Here is a 20,872-nt window from a genome sequence, read left to right on the forward strand (position 1 = left end):
TCCGGGGCTTTTTCAATGAATCATAAAACCGGTCAATGCGTCATGAGGTTGCCGCCACTGGCATTTTCAGCCGGTTCAGCCGCTACGGCGATGGCTGCCGCCTCTTCCGTAATCGGTTCGGGCTGGCTTTCCAGAGCGATTTCCCAAACCTTGTCGATCCAGCGAACCGGAATGATTTCCAGCTTGTTTTTGACGTTGTCCGGGATTTCAATCAGATCCTTCACGTTTTCCTGTGGAATGATGACCTGTTTAATCCCCCCGCGCAAAGCCGCAAGCAGTTTCTCTTTCAGGCCACCGATCGGCAGGACTTCCCCGCGCAGGGTGATTTCACCCGTCATGGCGACATCTGCCCGAACCGGAATGCCACTGAATACGGAAACCAGTGCCGTCGCCATCGAAATACCGGCTGACGGGCCGTCTTTAGGAGTCGCGCCTTCAGGCAAGTGGATATGGATGTCTTTCTTCTCGAAAGCCTCATTCTTGATACCCAGCTTGTTGGCACGGCTGCGAACAACCGTTCTGGCCGCTTCGATGGATTCCTTCATCACGTCGCCCAAAGTACCGGTACGGATGATCTGGCCCTTGCCCGGAACGGCAACCGCTTCGACTGTCAGCAATTCACCGCCGACTTCCGTCCATGCCAGTCCGGACACTTCACCGATCTGGTTTTCCTTTTCTGCGACACCATAATCGAACTGGCGAACACCCAGGAATTTATCGATATTCTTCGGCGTGACGACAATTTTGCGATTCTGTTTTTTCAACAGGAGCATCTTGACGACCTTGCGGCAAATCTTGGAGATTTCGCGTTCCAGCGCCCGGACACCGGCTTCCCGTGTGTAATAACGAATGATATCCCTGATGGCGCCCTCGGTAATTGAAATTTCCGTTTCCTTCAGGCCATTTCCCCTGATCTGTTTCGGCAACAGATAACGCTGTGCAATGCTCGTTTTTTCGTCTTCCGTATAACCGGAAAGGCGAATCACTTCCATTCTGTCGAGCAGGGCAGGAGGAATATTGTAGGAATTGGATGTCGCAATGAACATCACATCCGACAAATCGAAATCCACTTCGACATAATGGTCGGAGAACGTATGGTTCTGTTCCGGGTCCAATACTTCCAGAAGAGCCGCTGCCGGATCGCCGCGGAAATCCGCGCCGATCTTGTCCACTTCATCCAGAAGGAAAAGCGGATTGCGGACACCGGCCTTGACCAGACTTTGCAAAATCTTGCCCGGCATCGCACCGATATAGGTACGGCGATGACCGCGGATTTCAGCTTCATCACGCACGCCACCCAGCGCCATGCGGACATATTTCCGGTTCGTTGCACGTGCGATAGATTGACCAAGAGAGGTCTTGCCAACTCCCGGAGGGCCGACGAAACACAGAATCGGCGCCTTGACCTTGTCGACCCGCTGCTGGACGGCAAGATATTCAAGGATGCGTTCCTTGACCCTGTCCAGACCATAGTGATCGTCTTCCAGTACCTTTTCGGCATTGGCAAGATCGTTGTTCACCTTGGATTTTTTTCTCCATGGCAGGGAAACGAGCGTTTCGATGTAATTGCGCACCACAGTCGCTTCCGCCGACATCGGCGACATGACTTTCAGTTTTTTGAGTTCGGAGAGAGCCTTGTCACGGGCTTCTTTCGGCATCTTGGCCAGTCTGATTTTCTTTTCAAGATCTTCAAAATCAGTCCCTTCCTCGCCTTCGCCCAATTCGCGCTGGATCGCCTTGACCTGTTCATTCAGGTAGTATTCACGCTGCGATTTTTCCATCTGGCGTTTGACGCGGCCACGGATGCGCTTCTCGACCTGCATGATGTCAAGCTCGCTTTCAAGCCTTTCCAGCAAATATTCCAGACGCCGTTCGACATTGACCATTTCCAGAACAACCTGCTTCTGTTCCAGTTTCAATGGCAAATGCGCGGCTATCGTATCGGCGAAGCGGCCCGGATCGTCGATCGTCGAGAGAGACCCGACCACTTCATGAGGAATCTTCTTGTTCAGTTTGACGTACTGTTCGAACTGCTGGACGATCGCGCGCCGCATGGCTTCGATTTCAGGTTCGTTTTCCCCCGTGGATTCGACAGGCGATACATCGGCAACCAGATGCTGTTCTTCCGACTCGACATGATCGACCCGTGCACGACCAACGCCTTCGACCAGAACCTTCACGGTTCCATCGGGGAGCTTCAGCATTTGCAATACGGTTGCAACGCACCCTATTTCATAAATATCTTCTGCAGACGGTTCATCCTTTGCCGCTGTTTTCTGGGCAGCCAGCATGATGGTTTTTTCATTTTCCATTGCCGTTTCAAGCGCATGAATCGACTTGGGACGCCCGACGAACAGGGGAATGACCATATGCGGAAAGACAACCACATCCCGTAATGGAAGCAATGGCAATCTAGACGGCTTTATATCAGTTGAAGTCATCATGAGAAACCTTAAATAATAAGCATAAGGATAATTTTGGCCCGATCCCTGAAAAAACAAGACCTGACGTGAAAATTATCCAAGACTTTCGGCAGGCTGGCAGCCTGCCTTGAAAATGGAAAAATGACCGGCAATCAAATGCGCAAAAAACAAATTCAGCTTTGTCCGGCTACTTTTTGTTTATCCTGATAAATCAGTAAAGGTTTCGAATCTTTCGTCACCGTATTTTCATCGATGACGACCTTGGTGACATTTTGCTCTGTCGGCAAGTTGTACATCACATCAAGCAATAAATTCTCCATTATGGAACGAAGGCCCCGGGCACCGGTTTTGCGTTCCAGCGCTTTTCGGGCAATCGCACGAAGAGCTTCAGGACGAATCTCCAGTTCAGCGCCTTCCATTTGCAACAACTTCGTGTACTGCTTGACCAAAGCGTTTTTGGGTTTTTCAAGAATATCAACAAGCGCTTCTTCTGTCAGCTCGTGCAATACGGCCACGACAGGAAGACGACCGATCAATTCGGGAATCAGGCCGAATTTGATCAGATCTTCCGGTTCGACGTCGGCAAGTTTCTCGCTTTCGACAATGTCCGTAGGACTTTTCACGCGCGCGGAAAATCCGATGCCGCCCTTCTCGGAACGATTCGAAATGATCTTCGTCAAACCATCGAATGCCCCACCGCAAATAAACATGATATTGGTGGTATCCACGGAAATGAAATCCTGATTCGGGTGTTTGCGACCACCTTGCGGAGGAACCGATGCCATGGTTCCCTCGATCATTTTCAACAGGGCCTGCTGAACCCCTTCACCCGACACGTCACGGGTGATGGAAGGATTATCGGACTTTCTTGAAATCTTATCAATTTCATCAATGTAAACAATGCCTCTTTGCGCTTTTTCGACATCATATTCGCAGCCCTGAAGCAGTTTCTGGATGATGTTTTCGACGTCTTCGCCCACATAACCGGCTTCGGTCAGAGTGGTTGCATCGGCAATGACGAAAGGTACGTTCAACATTCTGGCCAGAGTCTGTGCCAAAAGCGTCTTGCCGGAACCTGTCGGGCCGACCAGAAGGATATTGCTTTTCGACAGTTCGACGTCGTCATTCTTGCCGCCATAGAATTTCAGGCGCTTGTAATGATTGTAAACCGCGACGGAAAGAATTTTCTTCGCCTGTTCCTGACCGATAACGTACTGGTCCAGCAGATTGCAGATTTCTTTTGGCGTCGGCAGTTCGGAACCGTTTTCCTGACCGAATTCAGGGCTTAACAGTTCATCCCGGATAATGTCGTTACATAAATCGATACACTCGTCACAAATGTATACGGATGGACCGGCAATCAGCTTTTTGACTTCATTCTGGCTTTTTCCGCAGAACGAGCAATAAAGCATTTTTTCAGGTGCTGGTGTTTTGTTTTCTGACATGAGTAGAGGGTCAAGTTTTTGGATTCGATATGAGAATTATGAAGATACCATAAACCCGGTTTTCTGGCAGCGGACATCGAAAAAAACGCCCGAACGTAAGATGTTCGGGCTTTTGCATAATGATCGAGGCGCCTTTACATACGTTTGGACAGGACATCGTCGATAAGGCCATAATCCTTTGCCTCATTTGCCGACATGAAATTATCCCTTTCCGTATCGCGAGCGACCTGTTCGATACTCTTGCCGGTATTGTCGGCGAGAATACCGTTCAGCCTTTCACGCAGGTAAAGGATTTCACGCGCATGGATTTCAATATCCGTTGCCTGCCCCTGCGCGCCGCCTGATGGCTGGTGAATCATGATGCGCGAATTGGGCAGTGAAAAACGCTTGCCCTTTTCGCCAGCCGCCAGAAGAAACGCGCCCATCGAAGCCGCCAGCCCCGTACACAGGGTCGAAACCTGCGGCTTGATGAATTGCATCGTATCGTAAATCGCCATTCCGGCCGAAACGGAGCCGCCCGGCGAGTTGATATACAGCGAAATGTCTTTGTCCGGATTTTCGCTTTCCAGAAACAGGAGCTGCGCAACGATCAGATTGGCATTCTGATCCATGACCGGACCGACCAGAAAGACAATCCTTTCTTTCAGGAGACGGGAATAAATATCATAAGCCCGTTCCCCGCGGCCACTCTGTTCGATCACCATGGGGATCATGCCCAGCATCCGGGTGTCCAGTGCAGAATCACGAAACTGTGTCATTTGTCGTCCTGTCAAAATGGTGAAAATCCGGAGATTTTCTTGATTACAGTGGCTGATTCATCAGTTCTTCGAAAGGAACTGCCTTGTCAGTTACCTTGGCTTTTCCGAAAACGTAATCTACTGCGTTTTCTTCCATAATCATTGCTTCCAGTTCTCTGCGACGACCAGGATCATTCAGGTAATAATCGATGACCATCTGCGGATTTTCATAGCTGGCAGCAATTTCAGTTGCCCTTTCCTTCAGTTTATCAGCAGAGACCGCCAGAATATTGTCCTTGATCAACTCGCCCAGCAGCATGCCCAGACGGACACGTTTTTCGGCCTGCGCTGCAAAGAGTTCAGGTGGCAGTGCGATATCTTTCTGTGCAGGATTGCGTACTGACAGATCGTGACGGGTCATTTCGATCAGCTGGTCGGTTTCCTGTTTGACCAGTGCCTGTGGAATGTCGAATTCGGACACGTCGATCAGGGCATCCATCACACGGTTCTTGTTGATGGAAATCAGGCGATTCTTGACTTCACGTTCCAGATTGGTACGGATATCTTCACGCAGTTTTGCAACGCCGCCTTCCTTGATGCCCAGCGCCTGTGCAAATGCATCGTCGAGTTCCGGCAAATGCGACCATTCGATTTTCTTTACGGTAACGGTGAATTCAGCCGTTTTGCCTGCTACATCCTTGCCATGATAGTCTTCAGGGAAAGCCAGCGGGAAAACCTTGGTTTCGCCGACTTTCATGCCACGAATCGCATTTTCGAATTCAGGCAACATCTGTTTTTCACCCAGAACAAACGGGAAGTCTTCGGCCTTGCCACCTTCGAATTCAACGCCGTCGATACGGCCGGTGAAATCGATGGTTACGCGGTCGCCATCCTGCGCGGATACGTCGTCACCGCCCTTGCCGTGTTCGCCGTCTTCACCCTTGACGTGGAAATGTGCCTGACGTTTTCTCAGGATATCCAGAGTCTTGTCGACTTCGGCATCGGTTACCGTTGCAACGGCTTTTTCCAGCTCTACCTTGGCAAGATCGCCAATCTTGACTTCAGGATAAACCTCGAAAGTTGCGGTAAAGGCGATTTCGTCCTTGGAAACGTCGTCACCGGTTTTTTCCTCGAATTTCGGATAACCCGCAACGCGCAGATTGTTTTCTTCGACAGCCTTGGAGAAAGCAGACGAGATTTTTTCATTCAGTACGTCATTCTGGATGCCTGCACCATACATGGATGCAACCATATCCATAGGCACTTTGCCCTGTCTGAAACCGGAAGCTTTTGCAGTACGTGCACGTACTTTCAAACGTTTTTCAACTTCCGTTGTAATGTCAGCGACAGGGATGGAGACGGTCAGACGTCTTTCGAGCTTTTCCAGGGTTTCAACAGCGTTTGCCATGTAATTTGTCCAAAAAATAGAGGCTTTGAAACCAGACACCTGATTTCAAAACCGTTTTTCATTTAACTAAAAATATAAATCGCGCCTTTGTCCCGCAGTTTACCCCCTTGGCGGCGGGCAATCCAAAACAAACGGCAATTATTCATTAAAACAGCTCGACATTTTAGCCGAAATTGTTCAAATACAGCAAAATTCTGATATTTTTCATCAAAAAACAATCAAAAAATCTTCAAAAAAACCGGCAAAGTGCTATTCTTCCACAAACTTATAAATGAGAATGATTATCATTACTATTTTATTTGAAATTTGTTAGGATGTCTGAATTATTCTAGAATGCAGGGTTTTCATGAGGCCGAATTATTTTATAATTCAAATTTTTATCGGTCACCCCCCAAGGAATAAACCAGAAGGACGATTATGACTCACGTTGTCACCGATGCCTGTATTCTCTGTAAATATACTGATTGCGTGGATGTATGCCCTGTCGATTGTTTTCACGAAGGGCCCAATACACTGGTGATCAATCCGAATGAATGCATCGATTGTGCAGTCTGTGTCCCGGAATGCCCGGCCGAAGCGATTTTCGCTGAAGAAGACGTACCGGAGAACCAGCAGGAATTTATCGCATTGAATGCGGAACTGTCCGGAAAATGGCCCACGATCACCCGTTCAAAGGACCCGATGCCCGATGCGGACAAATGGAAAGACGTCAAGGACAAATTGCGTCATCTGATTAAATAGAGAATTAACGATTCATCGTACCGTCGTTTCCTGCCTGCCATGCTCTTGCAGCTGTATTGTGAGCATGGTTTTCTTTACGGGGAGACGGTCATAAACAGGAACTTCATCAATAATGGATGCCAGAATTGACACTATGCCAATCGAAGCCGATGCCGTTATCGTCGGCGCCGGTCCGGTTGGACTTTTTCAGGTATTCGAGCTAGGACTGCTCGAAATCAAGGCGCACGTCATCGATTCCCTGCCCGCTGTCGGCGGCCAATGCGTTGAACTGTATCCCGACAAACCGATTTACGACATTCCGGCGGTTCCTTCCTATACAGGCCTTGAACTGACGGAAAACCTGATGAAACAGATCGAGCCTTTCGGCCCGACCTTCCATCTCGGAGAAGAAGTCGTCAAGGTCGAACGCCGCGAGGATGGCCGTTTCGATCTGGAAACATCCATTGGCAAGAAATTCATTACCAAAACCGTTTTCATCGCGGCCGGCGTCGGCGCTTTCCAGCCACGCACCCTGAAAGTGGATGGTATCGAGCAATTCGAAAATTCCCAGCTCTTTTACCGTGTCAAAGACCCTGAACTGTTCCGGGGAAAAAATCTCGTTGTCTGTGGTGGTGGTGATTCCGCACTGGACTGGGCCCTGAAACTGGTCGACATCGCCGAATCCGTCATTCTGCTTCACCGCCGTGAGGAATACCGCGCCGCGCCCGCTTCCGTTTCCAAAATGAAGGATTTGTGTGAAGAATATTGCATGCAGGCCCTGACCGGACAGGTAACGGGTTATGAAAGCCAGGACGGCAAACTGACGGAAATCAAGGTCACCGGTCTTGACGGCGTCACGCGCCGCCTGCCGCTGGACTGCCTGCTCGTCTTCTTCGGCCTGTCGCCGAAACTGGGACCGATTGCCGAATGGGGCCTCGAAATCGACCGTCGCCAGATTGTCGTCGATACGGAAAAATTCCAGACGAATATCCCCGGTATTTTTGCCGTGGGCGATATCAATATTTATCCGGGCAAGAAAAAACTGATCCTCTCAGGCTTCCACGAAGCCGCACTGGCCGCTTTTGCTGCCGCACCTTACGTCTTCCCGGAAAAGAAAGTCCATCTCCAATACACCACGACCTCTCCGAAACTGCACAAGGTTCTGGGGGTCGAAACGCCGACTTTCGATTAAGACGACAATGAATCGCGCAAGCCGTCAGCATGAAGCTGACGGCTTTTTTATTGCATGAAAAATTTGCGATAATAGCGCTGTGAGAAATCCTGAAGAAAACAAAACCGGACTGATCGACCGGATTCTATCCATACTGCCGCAAACCCAATGTGCCAAATGTGGTTTCGACAGCTGCCGTGCTTATGCCATGGCCATTGTGGAAAACGGAGTCCCCATCAATCGTTGTCCGACAGGCGGACAATCCCGAATACAGAAACTGGCCGAACTTCTACAGCTTGAAGAATTGCCGCTGGACAGAAGCTGTGGCGAGGAAAAACCGTATTCCATTGCAGTCATTGACGAAACGACATGTACCGGCTGCACGATTTGCATTCAGGCCTGTCCGGTCGACGCCATCGTCGGCACCGGCAAAATGATGCATACGGTCATAAACGATTACTGTACCGGCTGTGAATTGTGCATCCCGACATGCCCGCTCGATTGCATAGGCCTGAAAAACATGTCAGCAACGCTACCATTTTCCGAAGTATGGGATACCGGACATGCAAGCGCTGCCCGTGAGCGTTTCGAGAGGCGGCAAAAACGTCTCGATGATGAAAAAAACAAGCTGAACCGCCTGAGTGCCAGCAAGCAACCTGCACAGGAATCCGCTTCACAAGCAGAGAATAAAAAATCGGAAATCCTCCGCAAGGCATTGGAACGTGCCAGGGAAAAAGCAAGAGAATACCGCCATAAACCCTGAACCGTTTTTGTCCTGAAATACGAGGCTGCCAACCGGATTTTCGAAAAAGTGGCATCATGTTGGCTTCGCTTCCACTATTTCCTTACAAAACAGACAAATGACGCCGAAAAAAATAGAAGAAATGTTCGAGCGCTTCAAAAAAGCGAATCCCGATCCCCGATCTGATCTGCAATTCAACAGTCCTTATGAATTGCTCGTTGCCGTGATGTTATCCGCTCAGGCGACGGACATCTCGGTCAACAAGGCGACTGAAAAACTGTATCCGGTCGCCAACACTCCCGAATCCATTATTGCGCTTGGTGTTGAAGGACTGAAGTCTTACGTCAAGACGATCAACCTGTATCCTACCAAGTCCAAAAACATCATTCGCATGTCGGAAATATTGCTGGAAAAACACGACGGCGACGTTCCCGCAGACCGGGAAGCGCTTGAAGCACTTCCGGGCGTCGGGCGCAAGACGGCCAACGTCGTTCTGAACACGGCTTTCAATCAGATGACGATGGCAGTCGATACGCATATCTTCCGCGTGTCGAACCGGACCGGGCTTGCCCCGGGCAAAAACGTGCTGGAAGTTGAAAAGGGACTGGTGAAAGTCATCCCTCCGAAATACATGATGAACGCCCACCACTGGCTTTTGCTGCATGGGCGTTATGTCTGCAAGGCCAAGAATTTCCAGTGTGAAAACTGTCTGATCAACGACCTTTGCGGATACCCCGATAAAACAACGGCAGCAAGGTAAAACCCTGCTGCCATATTCAGTCACTTTCGAAAATTTTTATTTTCCGCGACGACGTTGCCCCTGCTGGCCACGATTTCCGCGAGCATTGCCTCGCATGGTCGTCGATTCAACTCTTCCGGCATAACCGAAAGTCGTTTGAAGCGGATCAGGCTGGCGGGAGCGGGGCGCACCCTTCTGAGCACTGGTCGGCCCTTTTTTCGAACGGGAGTCATTGTTGCGGAATTCATGAATGGACAGTGTTTCGGACCTTCCAAAGCTCCCTTTCCTGTCCTGTCCCTGACGTTTGGCGCCAGCACTGCGGCCTTTTGCCGTTTCCGTCGCGCTCTTGTCTCCTTTCGGTTCCATACCTGACAGACGCATCAGGTTGCGGACAGCGTTATCGTCGAGCTCGTCCCAGCGGCCACGTTTCAGATTCTGCGGGAGTGTTATCACACCGTAACGGGTACGGATCAGGCGGGAAACCGTCAGGCCTACCGATTCGAACATGCGGCGCACTTCACGGTTGCGCCCTTCACCGATCGTGACCCGATACCACTTGTTGATGCCTTCGCCACCACCATCCGCAATACTCGAAAACTGTCCGATCCCATCTCCCAGATCGACGCCCGCCAGCAATTTCTGCCGCATGCCTTCTTCCAGTTCGCCCAGTGTACGGACGGCATATTCACGCTCGATATTGTAGCGGGGATGCATCAGGCGATTGGCAAGATCGCCGTTATTGGTAAACAGAAGCAGGCCTTCCGTATTGAAGTCCAGACGGCCGACAGCCAGCCATTTGCTGTTTTTGAGCGATGGCAGGTTATCGAAAACGGATGCTCTTTTTTCAGGATCGTCACGACTGACGATTTCACCGGCCGGTTTGTGGTAAAGCATGACTTTAGGAAGGCTTTTCGTCACTTTGCGCTGCAAGAGTTTCCCATTGATGCGTACCTGATCCGTCGGCAGGATTCTCTGGCCGATATGAGCCGGTTCACCATTGACGGAAACGCGTCCGGCAATGATCAGTTCTTCCATGTCGCGACGGGAACCGAGACCGGCATCGGCAAGCACCTTGTGAAGCTTGGGAGCGTCGTCTTCAGCCCTCAATTCACGTTTGGCATTCTTTTGTTTCGTTGGTGCATCTGCCGAAGCGTCACCCTCTCCATTGATTTTGTCGTAATCGTCGGAAGTCACAAACCGGAAAACGTTGCCTGCATCGTTCTTGTCCGCATCCTTGCGGTTCTTCGGTACATTCCGGTTCATTTTGGCGACCGGTTTTCTGGCCGGTTTTTTTCCGGATACCGGTTTGTCGGCAACCGCTTCGGATCGGGTATCGTTCACAGCCGGTACCATACCTGTTTGATCAGCTCCATCCAGTGCAGCTTTTGCCCTGGAGGACGGTTTTCCTGCCGTCCGGGATACCGGTTTGGCTGTTGCGTTTTTAGCTGTTTTCTTCCCCGGGCGTGTTTCTTTTTCGGCCTTCACCTCTGGCGGTTCATTTACCGCTTCAACCGGTACTCCAACATCCATATCGTTATCCATTTCAATCATACTCAAACTATAATTATTCCCGTTTCCCGTATTGCACATCCGGCCGCAAAAAGCCGGTCAGATGGAATCCATATCCATTTCCTGCAACACCTGCAAAGGCGGCAACTGTTCCAGCGAAGCCAGTCCCAGATCACTCAAAAACTGTGAAGTCGTGGCCAAAAGCGCAGGCCGTCCCGGAACCTCACGATGGCCGATCGCCTCGATCCAGCCTCTTTCTTCCAGCAGGCGAATAGCCTGCGAATTGACAGTCACTCCACGAATCCGCTCGATATCCCCTCTGGTAACGGGCTGGTTATAGGCGATGATCGCCAGCGTTTCCATCGTCGCCCTGCTGTAACGGGGAGGTTTTTCCTGACGCAGTTTTTCCAGATAGGGTTTCATTTCCGGACGGCTCTGAAAACGCCAGCCGTTCGAGACATTGACCAGTTCCAGTCCCTTGCCCGACCAGTCGTTTTTCAGCTCTTCGATCAGCGACCTGAACCGGTCGGCACTGATTTTCACGCCGCGTGCATCGCCGTCGAACATGCTTCTCATGTCCTGTAGCGACAAGGGTTCCTGCGCACACAACAAGGCCGTTTCGAGGACTTTTTTTTCCTCTTCCATATTCATACGAATCAAGGAATTCCGCGTTTCATCGAAAATCGCAATTGCGAGGCCAGATGAAAACCGGAACTTTTAACGGGCTCTTTAACCCGCGCTAAGGGAAAACCGGCCTGAACACGTTTTTCCAGAGAGAAACGGCTGTGGAAACATCAAACCGGACAAGGCCACACATGCCGAAAACCATCTCAGTCATGCGTGTCGAATTTATTTGCCAAAAAGCACTGTCGAGAATGTAAAACATAAGCGAAAAAGTGTCCAGCCAAAAAAGAAAAGAAAGGCTGAAAACCGGATTAGTGTTGCTACTTTTTCTCTTTTGCACTTTTTTGTCAAGCCTTATCTGTCGCTTGTTTGAAGCAGGAAAAGGCATCGTCAAAAAAGTCGCGATATTCCCGGTTCAGTTGATCTTCACCAAGCCGCCAATATCATTTTATTGCGATGTTATGCCTGATCAGGACCATCCGACATTCATCTTGTAAAGGTTCCCCAAATTGAAGACCATCAGCACATTTTTCAATTTATTCAGCCAGCCCGAGTTTTTCATCCATAATCAGGCCGGCAAAAATACCGCCGCCGATTTCGAACTGGAAGAAGAACCCTTGCGTTCCGAGCTGTACAGCATTACGCAAATGGACCAGTACGGAAAATACCTTGGCCGTACGCATGTATTGTCCGACAAACATGAGAGAGACCATTTGCTGGCCCGTCTTGCCGATAATGAAGCCGTTATCCGCCGGGTATACGACATTCTCGCGTCAGCTGTGCGCTCGGAAAACCGGATCACCCCGGCAGCGGAATGGCTTCTGGACAATTTCTATCTCATAGAGGAACAGATCCAGATAGCGAAAAACCATCTGCCCGAAAAATACAGCAGTGAACTGCCCAGGTTATCCAGCGAGACAATGGGTTCCGTCCCTCGGGTTTATGAACTGGCGCTGGAAATCGTCTCGCACGGTGACGGCCATATCGACGCCAACAGTCTTTCCCATTTCATTTCTTCCTATCAGAGCGAATCCGTCCTGACGCTGGGCGAACTCTGGGCCATTCCGATCATGCTCCGTCTGGCACTGATCGAGAACCTCAGACGCGTTGCCGTCCGGCTGGCCATGTCGCGTGCCCATCACGAACTGGCGGAAGAATGGGTCCAGAAATTCACGGATACGGCCGAAAACGATCCGGGCAACCTGATCCTTCAGGTGGCCGATCTGGCCCGTTCCAACCCGCCGATGGTCAGCGCTTTCGTCGCCGAATTGACCCGTCGCCTGCAAAGCCAGAAAGCCATTCTTGCCCTTCCGCTGACATGGATTTCGCAGCGCCTTGCCGAAACCGGGATGACTATCGAACAGCTGGTCATGATCGAAACCCAGCGGCAGGCAGCCGATCAGGTCAGTATCAGCAACAGCATCGGCAGCATACGGCTGCTCGGTGCAATGGACTGGCACGAATTCGTCGAATCCCTCTCTGTCGTCGAGCAGATTTTGCGCACAGACCCGACGGAAGTATATCCCCTCATGGATTTCGCTTCCAGGGATCATTACCGGCACCAGATTGAAAAAATGGCGAAAAAAAGTGCGTTGACCGAAGTCGACGTCGCAAAAAAAGCCATTGGCCTGACAGAAGAAGCTTTCAAAAACCCGGACAGTGACGAACGCTCCAGACACGTCGGCTTTTACCTGATCGACAAGGGACGGACGGAACTGGAAAAAGCCATACAAATGAAAAAGACCCGTCTGGAAAAATGGATGGGATCGAGTATCTGTTCGCCTGTTTTCGCTTATCTGGGTTCTTTTGCCGCCCTGACCCTGATCCTGTCAGCATGGATGCTTTACGGTTCCGATATCGACAGACTGCCTCTCTGGTTGTGGGCCGTAACCGGTATCAGCACTCTTGTTGCATCCAGCCAGCTTTCCCTTGCCCTCGTGAACTGGCTGACGACGTTTCCGACCGTATCGATTCCATTGCCGAAAATGGATTTTTCCAAAGGTATCCCGGAAGGATATGAAACGCTTGTCGTGATACCGACCATGTTGATTTCCGAAAAACAGATTGAAAAACTGTGCGACAACCTCGAAGTCCACTATCTCGCCAATCGTGACAAACGGCTGAAATTCTGCCTTTTGACCGACTTTGTCGATGCCGACAGGGAAACGATGCCACACGATGCGGCGCTGATTCACCGGCTGACCAGCCTGATCGACGAACTGAACGGAAAACACGCCGATGATGACGAAGGCCCTTTCCTTGCCTTGAACCGTCCCCGCAAATGGAACCTCAGTGAAAAGAAATGGATCGGCTATGAGCGCAAGCGCGGCAAACTGGAAGCCTTGAACGCCCTTTTGACCGGGCACGATACCAATGCATTCACGGTCAAAACCGGTTCGATCGGCAATCTTGACAAGACCCGTTATGTCATTACGCTCGATTCCGACACGAACCTTTTGCGTGATTCTGCCAGACAGTTTGTCGGTGCCATGGCGCACCCGTTAAACCGAGCGCGCTATAACGCGGCAAAAGACAGGGTCGTCGAAGGTTACGGTATCCTTCAGCCCCGCATCACGACCAGCCTGCCTGCAGCCAATGCCTCCTGGTACGAAAGGCTGTGTAGCGGTGACGCAGGTATCGATCCCTATACCAAAACCGTTTCAGACGTTTATCAGGACGTTTTCGGGGAAGGTTCCTTCATCGGGAAAGGCATATACGACGTCGGGATCGTTTACAAGACCCTGAATGAACGATTGCCGGAAAACAGTATTTTGAGCCATGACCTGATCGAGGGCTGTTATGCCCGTTCGGGCCTTTTGAGCGATGGACAGCTTTATGAACAGTACCCATCCAGTTATCTGGCCGACGTCAAACGGCGTCATCGCTGGATCAGGGGCGACTGGCAACTGCTGAAATGGCTGTTTCCGCTGGTTCCCGATGCAAGGCCACAAAACAAAAGCGGCAAACAGCGCAATCCCCTGACGATGCTCTCCCGCTGGAAACTGTTCGACAATTTGCGGCGTAGCCTGTTCGCTCCGGCAGCCGCATTCCTGTTTTTCGCCAGCTGGACTGTCCTGAACCCGACCTGGGCATGGACACTGTTTTTACTGGCCATTTTCTTTTTGCCACCCCTGCTCGCTTCGCTGACCGATCTGGTAAAGAAAGGCCCGGACATTTCCCTGAGACAGCACCTGTCTGCCACGTCAGTTTCCATCCGGCAGCACTTCATGACGGCGATCCTGTCGCTGCTCATGATCCCTCACGAAGCCTGTTATTCGGTCGACGCGATTTTAAGGACACTATGGAGAACGTTCTTCACCAGACGTCACATGATGCAATGGGTACCGTCGGCCATGACGAACCGGCACGATGGGGACGTTTCCTCGTATTTCAAAAACATGTGGTTTGCCCCGGCCTACGCCGTGGCACTCGCTTTCGCGGTCTCCACCTTGCGTCCCGACGCATTCGTTTTTGCCAGCCTCTTCATCTTTTTCTGGCTGATATCTCCCGTCATTGCATGGAAGATCAGCCTGCCGTCTGTCAAGGAACTCCGCGAGTTGTCAGACAAACAAAAGCTTTATCTGCGCAAACTCTCCAGAAAAATCTGGTCGTTTTTCGATGCGTATGCCGGCGCGGAAGACAACTGGCTGCCACCGGACAACATTCAGGAAATGCCGACGTTTACGTCACCGACCGACAAACTGGCCAATGATGGAAACGTTACACAAAAACCGGAAATCGTCGTTGCCCACCGCACATCCCCGACCAATATCGGGCTGGCACTGCTGTCGTATCTGGCGGCGAACGACTTCGGCTATATCCCTGCCAGCCATCTGATCACCCGTTTGTCGAATACCTTCGGGTCGATGGCCAGACTCGAGCGCTACCGGGGCCATTTCTACAACTGGTACGATACCAAAACGCTCCAGCCACTCCAGAACCCGATTTATATTTCTTCCGTCGACAGCGGCAATCTGGCCGGTCATCTGATTACATTGAAGGCAGGACTGGCCGAACAGAAAAACCGGATGGCCTTGACAGGCCGTTTGCTCGACGGACTCAGGGATACGTTTGAATTGTTACGGGATGAAGGCAACGACAAGTATCGTGCACAGATTGTCGACATCGACCGGAAACTCTCCAAATACGAAAAACAGGCGAAACTGACGATCAAGCAACGATTTGACTTGCTGCACAGTCTCGTCGACACCCTGACGACACTGGTCCCCATTACGGCAAGAGATGAGAAAACCCTCTCCAGCTTCTGGAGCAACGCCCTCCTCTCCCAGTGCAACCAGCAGCTCGATGAACTGGCCAATCTGGCACCCTGGGTTCTCCTGCCCGGCTGGCAAAACAAGCCGAACCTCATTTCCGAGCTGAACCGGAACATGAGCCTGCAACAGGTTTGCGAACTGTCGGAACATCTTGTCACGACTTTTGAAGAGATGAAAAAGAAAGCAGGCAAGGAAGATCAGGAATTGCTTGAAGAATTGGAAGTACGTGTCGGGAACGCCTCGAAAGAAGCGGGGAAAAGGCTTGAATCTTTTGCTGATCTCGTCAGACAGATCGACGACTTTTCGCAGATGGATTTCACCTTCCTCTACGACCATTCCACCAACCTGCTGTCCATCGGTTACAACATCACTGACCGCAAGATCGATAACAGTTATTACGATCTTCTCGCTTCCGAAGCACGCCTGACCAGTTTCGTCGCCATCGCGATGGGACAGATCCCGCAGGAAAACTGGTTCGCGCTGGGCCGGATGATGACCGTCATCGGCGGCGATCCGATTCTCCTGTCGTGGAGCGGCTCGATGTTCGAATACCTGATGCCGCATCTGGTCATGCCGAGTTTTGAGAGCACGCTTTTGGACCAGACCCACAAGGCCGCCGTGATGAGACAGAAAGATTACGGTAAACAGCGCGGTGTGCCCTGGGGCATTTCCGAATCGGGATACTATGCTTTCGACGCACGCCTGAATTATCAGTACCGGGCTTTCGGCGTGCCCGGTCTTGGCTTGAAACGTGGTCTGGCCGACGATCTGGTTATCGCCCCATACGCGACCATGCTTTCCGTCATGGTCGAACCCGACATGGCCTGCAACAACCTGATCGAACTGGAAGAGAAGGGATTTGCCGGACAATACGGCCTGTTCGAGGCAATCGACTATACGCAGGCACGTCTGACCCGTGGACAGAATTACGCGATTGTCCGCTCCTATATGGCCCATCATCAGGGCATGAGCTTTTTGTCTCTTGAATCCTGCCTGCTGGACCAGCCGATGCAAAGACGTTTCGCCTCAGACGCGTGGATGCAGGCAACCCTGCCGCTCTTGCATGAACGCATTCCGAAAACCATCGCTTACTATGAAAGGGCGCCGAATCTGGCCAAAACCCAGATGGCGTCGATTCCTGCCGAATTGCCGACCCGTGTTTACACGACGTCCGACACCCGCATTCCGGAAGTCCAGCTTCTTTCCAACGGTTCCTACCACGTCATGGCAACCAACGCCGGTGGCGGGTACAGCCACTGGAAAAACCTCGCCATCACCCGCTGGAAACCGGATACCACACAGGATAACTGGGGAACATTCTTCTATTTGCGCGATCTGGACGACGGGAATTTCTGGTCGACCGCTTACCAGCCAGTCAAAAAAGAAAGCGCCAGGTACGAAACGATATTCTCTGAAGGACGTGCCGAGTATCGCTGTATCGAAAACGGCATTGAAACCCATTGTGAAGTCGTCGTTTCCCCGGAAGACGATATCGAACTCCGGCGTCACAAGATCACGAACCGTTCGGCAAAAAGCCGTACCATCGAGCTGACCAGCTATTCGGAAACGGTCATCGCCACCGCGATTGCCGACCTGTCCCATCCAGCTTTTTCCAAACTGTTCGTCCAGACGGAAATCGTGCCGGAATTCAACGCGATCATCAGCACGCGTCGTCCGCGTTTCGAAACGGAAAAACCGCCTTTTTCTTTTGCCATGATGGTCATTCATGACAAACAGGCAAAAGACATTTCCTATGAAACCGACCGGAGCAAATTCCTCGGCCGGATGAATACCGTGACCGCTCCGGCAGCATTGACCGGCAGGGAACCTCTGTCCGACAGCCAGGGTTCCGTCCTCGATCCGGTCGCGGTCCTGCGCTGCCAGCTTGTTCTGGAACCGGACGAATCGGTCGTGATCGATTACGTCGCCGGCATCTCGCCTGACCGGGAAGAAAGCCTCCGCCTGATCGACAAATATGACGACCGCTATCTGGCTGACCGTGTTTTCGAAATGGCCTGGACGCACAATCACGCCTTCCTGCACCAATTAAATGCCGACGAATCGGATTCCCAGCTTTACGCACGGCTTGCCAGCTCGGTCATCTATCCGAATCCGGCCTATCGTGCCGACAGCTCTGTCCTGTCCAAAAACAATCGGGGACAATCCGGCTTGTGGAGCTATGCCATCTCGGGTGATTTGCCGATCGTGCTGGTCAAGATCCACGCGCAGGAAAATCTGGATATCGTCCGCCAGATGATTCAGGCACATACCTGGTGGCATATGAAAGGCCTGAAAGTCGATCTGGTGATCTGGAACGAGGATTACGTCGGTTACCGGCAAGTTCTTCAGGAACAGATCATGGGCCTGATTTCATCGACCCAGCTGGCAACCGAACTGAATGAGCCGGGCGGTATTTTCGTGCGGCAGGCCGACCAGATTTCGCCGGAAGACCGAACCCTGATTTCTTCTGTTGCCCGGATCATCATTTCGGATATGGACGGCCCGCTCGCGCTGCAAATCAAGCGTAGCGAACGAAAAGAACGCCGCAAATTCCTGCCGTTGCATACGACGCGCAGCTATACGCCATCCAAACCGCCAGAACTGGCCGCCAACAATGCATTGCTGAACAATGGCCTCGGCGGTTACTCTGAAAAAGCCCATGAATACATCATTCACCTGACGGAAGAGATGGCGACACCGGCACCCTGGGTCAATGTGCTTGCCAATGCAAACTTCGGGACGATTGTCAGTGAAAGCGGACAATCGTACACATGGGATATCAACGCCCATGAATTCCGTATCACGCCATGGGAAAACGACCCGGTTTCCGATGTCAGCGGCGAAGCGTTTTACATGCGCGACGAGGAAACGGGCCATTACTGGTCGCCGACGCCGCTGCCTTGCCGCGGGACGGGCGACTATGTCTGCCGCCACGGATTCGGCTACAGTGTTTTCGAACACGTCGAAGACGGTATCCGTACCGAACTCTGGATTTACGTGGCTCTGGAAAACAGCATCAAGTATTCCGTGCTGAAGATAAAAAATGAATCGGGGACGTCCCGATCCCTTTCCGCTACCAGCTACGTCGAGTGGGTTCTCGGAGAGTTGAGGGAAAAAACGCAGATGAGCGTGATCACGGAAATCGATCCTGTCAGCGGCGCACTCTTCGCACGCAATCCGTACAACACGGAGTTCGCCGAACGTATCGCTTTCTTTACCGTCAACACACCGAACCGTACCGTCACGGGCAACCGGACTGAATTTATCGGGCGTAACAATACCCTGAGAAATCCCGCCGCCATGTCCCGCTCTTACCTCTCCAACCGGGTAGGCGCTGGATACGATCCGTGTGGCGCGATTCATGTTCCCTTCACTCTGGCGGCCGGTCAGGAAAAGGAAATCCAGTTCATGCTTGGTACTGCCGGTCGCCGGAGTGCCGACGCCAGCCAGTACGTCCATCGCTATCGCAGTGTCGAAGCGGCGGAACTGGCTCTTGTACAGGTTCAGAAATACTGGGAAAAAACCCTCTCTGCCGTGACTATCCAGACGCCGGATACCTCGCTGAACGTGTTGGCGAACGGCTGGCTGATGTACCAGACGATCGGCTGCCGCCTGTGGGCCCGAAGCGGCTTTTACCAGTCAGGCGGGGCATTCGGTTTCCGCGACCAGTTGCAGGACGCCATGTCGGTCATCCATACCGAACCGGCGCTGCTCAGGAACCAGATTCTTCTTTGTTGCGAACACCAGTTCGTCGAGGGCGATGTCCAGCACTGGTGGCATCCGCCGTCAGGACGAGGAGTGCGAACCCGCTGTTCGGACGATTATCTCTGGCTGCCGCTTGGGCTTTGCCGTTACATCACGACAACCGGCGACATGAGCATTCTCGACGAGAAACGTTACTTCCTTGAAGGCCGTCCGGTTCCGGAAGATGAGGAATCCTACTACGACCTGCCTCAGCGTTCACCGGAAGAAGGAACGGTTTATGAGCACTGTGTCCGCTCCATCCGGCACGGCTTGCGCTTCGGCATTCACGGCTTGCCGCTGATGGGTTCCGGTGACTGGAACGACGGCATGGACCGGGTCGGCATCAAGGGCAAAGGCGAAAGCGTCTGGCTGGCTTTCTTCCTGTACCGGGTCCTGAATGAATATGCGGGTCTGGCCGACAAGACCAATGACTCAGGATTTGCCGACATGTGCCGGCAGGAAGCGAAAGGCCTTCAGCTGCATATCGAACAGAATGCATGGGACGGCCAATGGTATCGCCGTGCCTATTTCGACGACGGCACTCCGCTTGGCTCACACGTGAATCCCGAATGCACGACCGATTCCATTTCGCAAAGCTGGTCGGTTCTGTCGGAAGCCGGAGAAAAAGAACGGACGCTGCAAGCCATGCAGTCGCTTAACCAGCGACTCGTCAAACGGGACAAAAAACTTATCCAGCTCCTTGACCCGCCATTTGACAAGTCCGATCTCAATCCGGGTTACATCAAGGGATATGTCCCGGGCGTCCGTGAAAACGGCGGCCAGTATACGCATGCCGCTATCTGGGCGTCGATGGCCTTTGCGAAAATCGGCAATACGGATCTGGCATGGGAACTCTTCAGGATCATCAATCCGGTCAATCACGGAATGACGCCGGATGAAACTGAACTGTACAAGGTCGAACCGTACGTCGTGGCGGCTGACGTGTATGCCGTTTCGCCGCATACCGGTCGTGGCGGCTGGTCGTGGTACACGGGATCGTCCGGCTGGATGTACCGCCTGATCCTCGAGTCGCTGCTGGGTATACGTCTGGAAAACGGACATCTCGTTTTCGTTCCATGCCTGCCGTCGGAATGGACATCCGCCGAGGTCGTTTACCGGTACAAAAACACGAGCTACCGCATTACGGTAACGAACCGGCCGGATGCGCCGGAAACGGAAGTCTGGCTCGACAACGTCCAGCAAACAACGGCGTCGATTGTGCTTGAAGACGACCAGAAAGACCATCAGGTAATCGTCAAGGCCGGAAGGAACAAAACCGATCCCGAACCTCTGACGCTGATCTGATCACTCAGAAAACACGGTTCCGGATTTCCGA

At 52.0% G+C, this 20,872-nt stretch carries 11 protein-coding genes; 5 read left to right on the forward strand and 6 right to left on the reverse strand.

Features of this window, described 5'->3' with window-relative positions; translation table 11 throughout:
* Positions 1-32: 32 nt before the first annotated feature.
* The 4 genes from lon to tig all read right to left on the reverse strand — a co-directional run bounded on the left by lon (position 33) and on the right by tig (position 6,013).
* Positions 33-2,444, reverse strand: coding sequence for an endopeptidase La (gene lon / locus BRW83_RS10205; protein ID WP_005879580.1), 2,412 nt, complete (start codon positions 2,442-2,444; stop codon positions 33-35).
* A 152-nt stretch (positions 2,445-2,596) separates the two neighbouring features.
* On the reverse strand, positions 2,597-3,868 hold the full coding sequence (gene clpX, locus BRW83_RS10210; protein WP_005879578.1) for an ATP-dependent Clp protease ATP-binding subunit ClpX: 1,272 nt from the start codon (positions 3,866-3,868) through the stop codon (positions 2,597-2,599).
* Between the two features lie 134 nt (positions 3,869-4,002).
* Positions 4,003-4,626: an ATP-dependent Clp endopeptidase proteolytic subunit ClpP gene (gene clpP, locus BRW83_RS10215; RefSeq protein WP_005879575.1), complete on the reverse strand. Its 624-nt coding sequence runs from the start codon at positions 4,624-4,626 to the stop codon at positions 4,003-4,005.
* A 43-nt stretch (positions 4,627-4,669) separates the two neighbouring features.
* Entirely contained in the window at positions 4,670-6,013 is a 1,344-nt protein-coding gene (gene tig, locus BRW83_RS10220; protein WP_005879574.1) for a trigger factor, read from the reverse strand.
* Between the two features lie 417 nt (positions 6,014-6,430).
* On the opposite strand from tig, the gene fdxA reads away from it, so the two are divergent.
* From fdxA to nth, 4 genes are all read left to right on the forward strand, one after another.
* Entirely contained in the window at positions 6,431-6,754 is a 324-nt protein-coding gene (gene fdxA / locus BRW83_RS10225; protein WP_005879573.1) for a ferredoxin FdxA, read from the forward strand.
* A 112-nt stretch (positions 6,755-6,866) separates the two neighbouring features.
* Positions 6,867-7,925 (forward strand): NAD(P)/FAD-dependent oxidoreductase, encoded by a 1,059-nt coding sequence (locus BRW83_RS10230; RefSeq protein ID WP_005879572.1) that lies wholly within the window; start codon positions 6,867-6,869, stop codon positions 7,923-7,925.
* A 79-nt stretch (positions 7,926-8,004) separates the two neighbouring features.
* A complete protein-coding gene (locus BRW83_RS10235; RefSeq protein ID WP_005879571.1) occupies positions 8,005-8,667 on the forward strand; it encodes an RnfABCDGE type electron transport complex subunit B in 663 nt (220 codons plus the stop codon).
* 97 nt (positions 8,668-8,764) lie between these two features.
* Complete coding sequence (gene nth, locus BRW83_RS10240; RefSeq protein WP_005879570.1) at positions 8,765-9,406, forward strand: endonuclease III; 642 nt, start codon at positions 8,765-8,767, stop codon at positions 9,404-9,406.
* 36 nt (positions 9,407-9,442) lie between these two features.
* On the opposite strand, the gene BRW83_RS10245 is transcribed toward nth, so the two are convergent.
* Together BRW83_RS10245 and scpB are read right to left on the reverse strand one after the other, a co-directional pair.
* A complete protein-coding gene (locus tag BRW83_RS10245; RefSeq protein WP_231284533.1) occupies positions 9,443-10,936 on the reverse strand; it encodes a pseudouridine synthase in 1,494 nt (497 codons plus the stop codon).
* Positions 10,937-10,993: 57 nt separating this feature from the next.
* A complete protein-coding gene (gene scpB / locus BRW83_RS10250) occupies positions 10,994-11,545 on the reverse strand; it encodes an SMC-Scp complex subunit ScpB (RefSeq protein WP_036602503.1) in 552 nt (183 codons plus the stop codon).
* A gap of 482 nt (positions 11,546-12,027) precedes the next feature.
* Here scpB and BRW83_RS10260 point away from each other — a divergent pair, with 482 nt between their 5' ends.
* Positions 12,028-20,841, forward strand: coding sequence for a glycoside hydrolase family 94 protein (locus BRW83_RS10260; RefSeq protein WP_005879567.1), 8,814 nt, complete (start codon positions 12,028-12,030; stop codon positions 20,839-20,841).
* The last annotated feature ends 31 nt before the right edge of the window (positions 20,842-20,872 follow it).

This window comes from Oxalobacter formigenes (assembly GCF_002127965.1).
GTDB classification, from domain to species: Bacteria; Pseudomonadota; Gammaproteobacteria; order Burkholderiales; family Burkholderiaceae_D; genus Oxalobacter; species Oxalobacter formigenes.

Coding starts and splice junctions, on each gene's coding strand:
- BRW83_RS10230 (WP_005879572.1), top strand. CDS start 6,867: ATGGATGCCAGAATTGACACTATGCCAATCGAAGCCGATGCCGTTATC.
- clpP (WP_005879575.1), bottom strand. CDS start 4,626: ATGACACAGTTTCGTGATTCTGCACTGGACACCCGGATGCTGGGCATG.
- fdxA (WP_005879573.1), top strand. CDS start 6,431: ATGACTCACGTTGTCACCGATGCCTGTATTCTCTGTAAATATACTGAT.
- BRW83_RS10245 (WP_231284533.1), bottom strand. CDS start 10,936: ATGATTGAAATGGATAACGATATGGATGTTGGAGTACCGGTTGAAGCG.
- tig (WP_005879574.1), bottom strand. CDS start 6,013: ATGGCAAACGCTGTTGAAACCCTGGAAAAGCTCGAAAGACGTCTGACC.
- clpX (WP_005879578.1), bottom strand. CDS start 3,868: ATGTCAGAAAACAAAACACCAGCACCTGAAAAAATGCTTTATTGCTCG.
- scpB (WP_036602503.1), bottom strand. CDS start 11,545: ATGAATATGGAAGAGGAAAAAAAAGTCCTCGAAACGGCCTTGTTGTGT.
- lon (WP_005879580.1), bottom strand. CDS start 2,444: ATGATGACTTCAACTGATATAAAGCCGTCTAGATTGCCATTGCTTCCA.
- nth (WP_005879570.1), top strand. CDS start 8,765: ATGACGCCGAAAAAAATAGAAGAAATGTTCGAGCGCTTCAAAAAAGCG.